Below are 5,703 nucleotides of genomic sequence, written 5' to 3'. Positions count from 1 at the left end.
CATGTAAGACAATTTTAGTATGATTTAGCACTAATTTTATATTTGCACTTTTTGCAACTTTTTGCGGCGGGAAAAAGTTGAATAAAAAAATTGACAAACTTAAAAATTTTCAGTATATATTATTTTAATTTCTTTATTATCTCTTTAGCGAAATACGGCAAATCATCAGGACATCTTGAAGTGATAATATTTCCGCATACCACAACTTTTTCATCTTTATAATTAGCTTTGGCATTCATTAAATCATCTCTTATGCCTATATAGCAAGTAGCGTCTTTTCCTTCCAAAACTTTTGCTGATATTAAAGTTTGCTGTCCATAGCAAATAGCTCCTATAGTAAGATTATTGTCAACAAAGTATTTTATTATTTTCTTTACATTTTCATTTCCTCTTATAGCTTCAGGTGCTCTTCCGCCCGGTATTATTAATGCTTTATAATTTGAAGGGTTTACTTCTGAGAAATCTAATTTTGCTTCAACTTTGAAAAAATATTCACCTTTAATCTCACCTTTGTTTAAAGCTGCTATATCAACTTCGATGCCTTCTTCTACAAGTCTGAAGTATGGATAAAATAATTCAGAATCCTCAAAAAAATTATCTGTAATAATCAATGCTTTCATTTATATATTTCCTTTGTATTATAATTTTTAGTATCATATAATAATATAACATTTTTTCAATATCATATATTTTTTATATTTAATCATACTTAAAATATATTTTTTATTATATTTATAAATATTAAATAATAAAAGGATAAAAAATGAAAACTTTCTTAAAAACAATTTCTTTAACTTTGATGATAATAATTTTTGTATCTTGTTCTAATGATATTACAAAAATAGGAGGCGGAATAGACTCAAAATATGAAGGAAAATATTCTGGGGCAATAAATAGAAAAGATAAAAACGGCATTATAGAAGATGGGAGAGCTACATTCACAATTAATAATGATGGTTCTGTAAAAGGTTCTGTAACATATTTTGGAGGTTCTAATCCGGAAGATGTAGAATTATCTAAAGAAATGATTATTAAAAATTCTGATAATAGCTATAGTGCTGAAATAAATTTTACAGGATTAAAAAAATATACTTTTACATTCAATAATAATATGCTTGATCTTAATATAGTAAATGAAGATAGTTCGGTAACATCTGGTCAATTAATACAATCTAAATAGATTTAAAAATGTAAATTTATTTGAAAATTTTTGTAAAAAAAATTGACATCTAACCATAAATGTATTATAATGTAAATACAGTAAACAATAAATTTACAATATATTTACAAAGGATATGTTTATGAGAAAAATAATTTTTAAAGCAATACCTGCCTTGATAATATCTTCAGGTATGTTGTTTGCTCAATATTATGATCCATATAATTATCAGAATGGTTATAACTATCAAAATAATCAGAATAATAATGTCCCTGCAAATAACTACTATAATAATTATTATCAGGAATTTATGAGAACTTTATCCGAGGAAGCAAATAACCCTAACAGTATTTATTATAGTCCTGGATTTTATGAACAATATAATGATTATAATGCTATGCAGGGAAATCCATATCAGGATACTATGAATGCTATGAATTGGGCTTCTCAAAATTATAATGCTCAGCCTAATTATAATAATACTGCACAGAATCAATATCAAAATAATTATTATAATGGCTATGATAATAATTATAAAGATCCATACCAAAATAATTATTATGGCGGTTATGATAATACTGCACAAAATCCATATCAAAGCAGTTATGATAATTATAATAATCAAGCATATAATAATACAGCAGGTTATGTAAATCCTTATGAAGAATTAATGAAAATGTTGGAAAGAGAATCCAAAAATCCTAATAGTCCGTACTATAGCCCTAATCAAAATGGATATAATAATAGTTATGATAATGCTGCACAAAATAATTATTATAATCCTTATGACTATAATGCTTATGATAATACTTATCAAAATAATTATTATGGCGGTTATGACAATACTGCACAAGATCAAAATGGATATTATACTGGATACGATTATAATGCTTATACTCAGACAAACAACAACATGTCAGATAATCCTTACAAGTTAGCTGCTGAAGCCTTAATAAAGGCAGCAGAAGAATTAACTAGAAAAGCAAATGGTATGCCAGAGCAAAATAATATTCCTGCTGACAATCAGAATTTAAACAATAATAATCAGCCTGCCGCAAATACTCAAAATGCACCATTATATGTTCAGGATTTTTATACTCCTTTCAAAGTACCTCAAGTAGTTTTGGATACAGCTGCAGCAAAATATCCTAATGTTCAGATATTAGATGTAGAGGTAAAAGAGATAGGTACTTATGAAGTGAGAATGGCAAATAACATGAGACTTTATATTGATAGAAATGGAAACTTCCTTCGAGAAATGGTAGATTATTAAACATATTTTTGTTTTTGCAAAGAGAGTCCCTATTATTTGGGGCTCTTTTTTTATTTAGTTTATATAAAAAATAATATAAAAAAATAATTTACTTTAAATAAAAATTTTATATACTATTTTTAAAGCACTAAATGAGGATTTTGTTATGTCAGTTAAAATACCGTATGAGAAAATAGTAAATGAGGATTTTATAGGAAAAGAAGTTAATCCTATTAATCAGCAGGATATTTATAAAATGGCTTTAGAATACAGCAATGAAGTCATTAAAAAGTTTGAAGATGAAAGCATTAATCTTCTTATAGTAGATCCTCAAAGAGATTTTATCGATATGGAGAAAGGTGCTTTGCCTGTGAAAGGTGCTATTAATGATATTAAAAATATAATAAGATTCATATACGACAATATGGAAAGGCTTTCGAGTATATATGTTACTTTAGATACTCACAGATATGATTCTATATTTCATTCTATTATGTGGAATGATTTTAATGATAAGCCTGTTGCTCCGTTTACAGAAATAACTTTAGAAAAAATTTTGAATGATGAGATAATACCTGTTTATGATGAGGAGATACAAATTAATTATGTGAAGGCCTTAAAAGAAAAGAATGCTCAAAATTTGATGATATGGCCTTATCATTGTATATATGCCACAGACGGCTGGCTTATAGATAAACAGCTTGCTAATATTCTTCTATTCTTTGAGACTTCAAGAAAAGTGTATATAAATAAAATACTAAAAGGTCAAGACTCATTCAGTGAGATGTATGGTGTAATAAGGCCTGAAGTACCTACAGAGTATACAAAAAACTATGATACTTCTTGGGTTTATGATATAGCCAATGCTGATAAAATATATATATGCGGAGAGGCTAAAGATTATTGTGTTTATGAGAGTGTGAAGCAGTTTTGTGAAATATACAATAACGATAAAAGTGTAACAGAAACTATTAATATAATGATGAATTGCAGCAGTGCTATAGGTGATAATAGGGCATGCGAACAAAAATACGAAGAGCTTTCTAGTAAATATGGCATAAAATTACTCAATATTTGATAAATAAAAAAAATAATTTAGCTCTTGATTTTTTTATTTTATTATGTTATATTTTATAAAACTTAAAAGTAAGTTCTTTTTTATTGCGGGCGTCGTATAATGGTTATTACCTTAGACTTCCAATCTAAAGATGACGGTTCGATTCCGTTCGCCCGCTCCATTTATTTAATTTCCTATTTCACAGCAATTTCCATTAACGCACGGTAAGCAAATTTTAAAATATAATAAAATCTGTATTTCGAATTAATTTATATATTTATACCCATTCAACGTGCGGTGAGGATACAATAAATTTAAAAAAATCCTGGGTGGGCAGCTATAATACCAGAACAAATTAACAATAAAAATAAAATTTAAATACCATAAAAGACTATAAGCCTAAAGGGTGGGCAAGTGTAAATAAAGTTTTAAAACTTTTATTACATTCCCCGCCCTTTATTCTTTATAACTAACTTTTGAATTTTAATATTAACTATCTTTATGACTTATTTAGAATTTTCTAGCACCCGCCCTAGTTTTATTTAAATTTATGATTTGCACACCGCACGTATAATTGAGATTAAATATATATTTTTGCTTGTAATTCAAATTTTATTATATTATAAATTCAGATTACCGTGCGTTTTATAAATTTAAAGCCAAGTTACAAACTGTACAGCATTTAAAAGCTTTAACTGTTCCTCTCTTCTTTTAATCTCTTTTTCTACTTCGGCAATACATTCATCTATTTTATATTTATTCTTTTGATATTTGAAAAGTTTACTTTGCTTTTGTTTGTCTGTCATTTTATTAACTTTTGAATATAATAATTTTAAGAATATTTTATCCCTAATTATTTTTCTTTTTACATTTAATTTAAATATAGATAATTCAATAGGTGATCTTAAAGGATTGATAATCATACAAATACCTCCTAATTTAGTTTAATATGTTATTTTTATCCATGTTCAAGAAATTAGTCAAAATACTATTAATTATACTTTTATACATATTTTATCTAATTTTATTGATATGTTAATATTATATATAAATAAAAGTAAATATCAATAATAAAAGATACGTTTTTGTGTAAAAAGCAAAAAATAAATACAACAGATATTTTACAATTATGGATTGAAGAAGTTGTTTCCTTTCCAATTATCAATGATACCTATATTTTTATGTATAAAGATTTTATTTTTTATGGATTTATTATTTATTAGTTTATATAACTGTTTATATATTTCATATATAAAATATAATGTTGAAGATGGAAATATAGATGATACTTTTACTATATATTCCAAATTTACTATAAAATTAAAAAGTGTATTACTATTTAATAATCCTATATTATAATTACTATTTAAAAGTAATTGTTTTGGAAGTTTAATCTTATTATCTAAATTTATGCATAAAATCCTTGAATGATGAGCAGATTTATTTCTTATAAGAGTTAAAAAATGCATAAAATTTCTTAAATACTCATGGTGGTTCAAATTTATTTTATTGACAATATTTTTCTTGTAAATATTATCAGAATAAGAATAAAACTTGGATAAAGTTCCTAAACTCATAATTTCTACACTTATCCATATAGGAAGTTCTGGAAAATTTGAATATTCATTTTTATAATGCTTTATAAAAATTTCTTTAGAATTTTCAGCTAGAGAATTTATTTCTGGATTAATATTATCGTAAATATTAGTTTTGTAATTATAAAATGGATCATTGTAAGTTTCAACAAAAGTTCTAGCTATAATATTTTTCATATATACTTCTACATAAGAAACACATGAGAGGATAAGCTGTCTTATTTTTACATCTGTATTAAAAAATCTTATAACTTCTTCAAATGTAACATTTTCAAAGATGTGCGTTCTAGTATTAGACTGTTTTTCAAATACATATAAATATCCGCTCAAACTATAATAATTTAAGTTTGACAATACATTTTTAGCAAATTCATAATTATTTATTATTAATCCTCTTTTTTTAAGCAAGGATAATTGTTCATCTATTGATAATGGAGGTTTATTATATGGTTTCATAATATATAAGTGCAGAGTAAGCTGTCTTGCGACTGAAGCCCTGCACATAGTTACTGTAAATTATAACACTATTGATAAAAAAGTCAATAATCAATTTATTATTTTTATGTTTAAGAGCCATAGATATTGCACACTTTTAGTTTAAAAAAAGATGGTATTCCTTATAATTTATAATTGCTACAAA

At 25.3% G+C, this 5,703-nt stretch carries 6 protein-coding genes and 1 tRNA gene; 4 read left to right on the top strand and 3 right to left on the bottom strand.

What is annotated here, in order from left to right; genetic code table 11:
- Nucleotides 1–119: 119 nt before the first annotated feature.
- The gene (locus Q0K19_RS14780; protein ID WP_297249302.1) at nt 120–620 is read right to left on the bottom strand and encodes a type 1 glutamine amidotransferase domain-containing protein; all 501 of its coding nucleotides are present in this window, start codon (nt 618–620) and stop codon (nt 120–122) included.
- 143 nt (nt 621–763) lie between these two features.
- Between Q0K19_RS14780 and Q0K19_RS14775 the strand changes: the two genes are divergently transcribed.
- The 4 genes from Q0K19_RS14775 (at nt 764) to Q0K19_RS14760 (ending at nt 3,649) form a co-directional block, all read left to right on the top strand.
- Nucleotides 764–1,180 (top strand): hypothetical protein, encoded by a 417-nt coding sequence (locus Q0K19_RS14775; RefSeq protein WP_297249300.1) that lies wholly within the window; start codon nt 764–766, stop codon nt 1,178–1,180.
- A gap of 121 nt (nt 1,181–1,301) precedes the next feature.
- The gene (locus tag Q0K19_RS14770; RefSeq protein WP_297249298.1) at nt 1,302–2,432 is read left to right on the top strand and encodes a hypothetical protein; all 1,131 of its coding nucleotides are present in this window, start codon (nt 1,302–1,304) and stop codon (nt 2,430–2,432) included.
- 145 nt (nt 2,433–2,577) lie between these two features.
- The gene (locus tag Q0K19_RS14765) at nt 2,578–3,489 is read left to right on the top strand and encodes a nicotinamidase (protein ID WP_297249296.1); all 912 of its coding nucleotides are present in this window, start codon (nt 2,578–2,580) and stop codon (nt 3,487–3,489) included.
- An 85-nt stretch (nt 3,490–3,574) separates the two neighbouring features.
- A tRNA-Gly gene (locus Q0K19_RS14760) sits at nt 3,575–3,649 on the top strand.
- Between the two features lie 472 nt (nt 3,650–4,121).
- On the opposite strand, the gene Q0K19_RS14755 is transcribed toward Q0K19_RS14760, so the two are convergent.
- Both Q0K19_RS14755 and Q0K19_RS14750 read right to left on the bottom strand, forming a co-directional pair.
- Nucleotides 4,122–4,391 carry a hypothetical protein gene (locus Q0K19_RS14755; protein ID WP_297249294.1) on the bottom strand — a complete coding sequence of 90 codons (270 nt, stop codon included), beginning with the start codon at nt 4,389–4,391 and terminating at the stop codon, nt 4,122–4,124.
- 204 nt (nt 4,392–4,595) lie between these two features.
- Complete coding sequence (locus Q0K19_RS14750) at nt 4,596–5,519, bottom strand: Abi family protein (protein ID WP_297249291.1); 924 nt, start codon at nt 5,517–5,519, stop codon at nt 4,596–4,598.
- Between the last annotated feature and the right edge of the window lie 184 nt (nt 5,520–5,703).

This window comes from uncultured Brachyspira sp. (assembly GCF_944393015.1).
GTDB lineage: Bacteria > Spirochaetota > Brachyspiria > Brachyspirales > Brachyspiraceae > Brachyspira.
The sequence above is the reverse complement of the archived record's forward strand: the minus strand, read 5'-3'. Positions and strand labels throughout refer to the sequence as shown.

Excerpts from the sequence above, each read along its gene's own strand:
- Q0K19_RS14770 (WP_297249298.1), top strand. The coding sequence starts at position 1,302 with ATGAGAAAAATAATTTTTAAAGCAATACCTGCCTTGATAATATCTTCA.
- Q0K19_RS14750 (WP_297249291.1), bottom strand. The coding sequence starts at position 5,519 with ATGAAACCATATAATAAACCTCCATTATCAATAGATGAACAATTATCC.
- Q0K19_RS14755 (WP_297249294.1), bottom strand. The coding sequence starts at position 4,391 with ATGATTATCAATCCTTTAAGATCACCTATTGAATTATCTATATTTAAA.
- Q0K19_RS14765 (WP_297249296.1), top strand. The coding sequence starts at position 2,578 with ATGTCAGTTAAAATACCGTATGAGAAAATAGTAAATGAGGATTTTATA.
- Q0K19_RS14775 (WP_297249300.1), top strand. The coding sequence starts at position 764 with ATGAAAACTTTCTTAAAAACAATTTCTTTAACTTTGATGATAATAATT.
- Q0K19_RS14780 (WP_297249302.1), bottom strand. The coding sequence starts at position 620 with ATGAAAGCATTGATTATTACAGATAATTTTTTTGAGGATTCTGAATTA.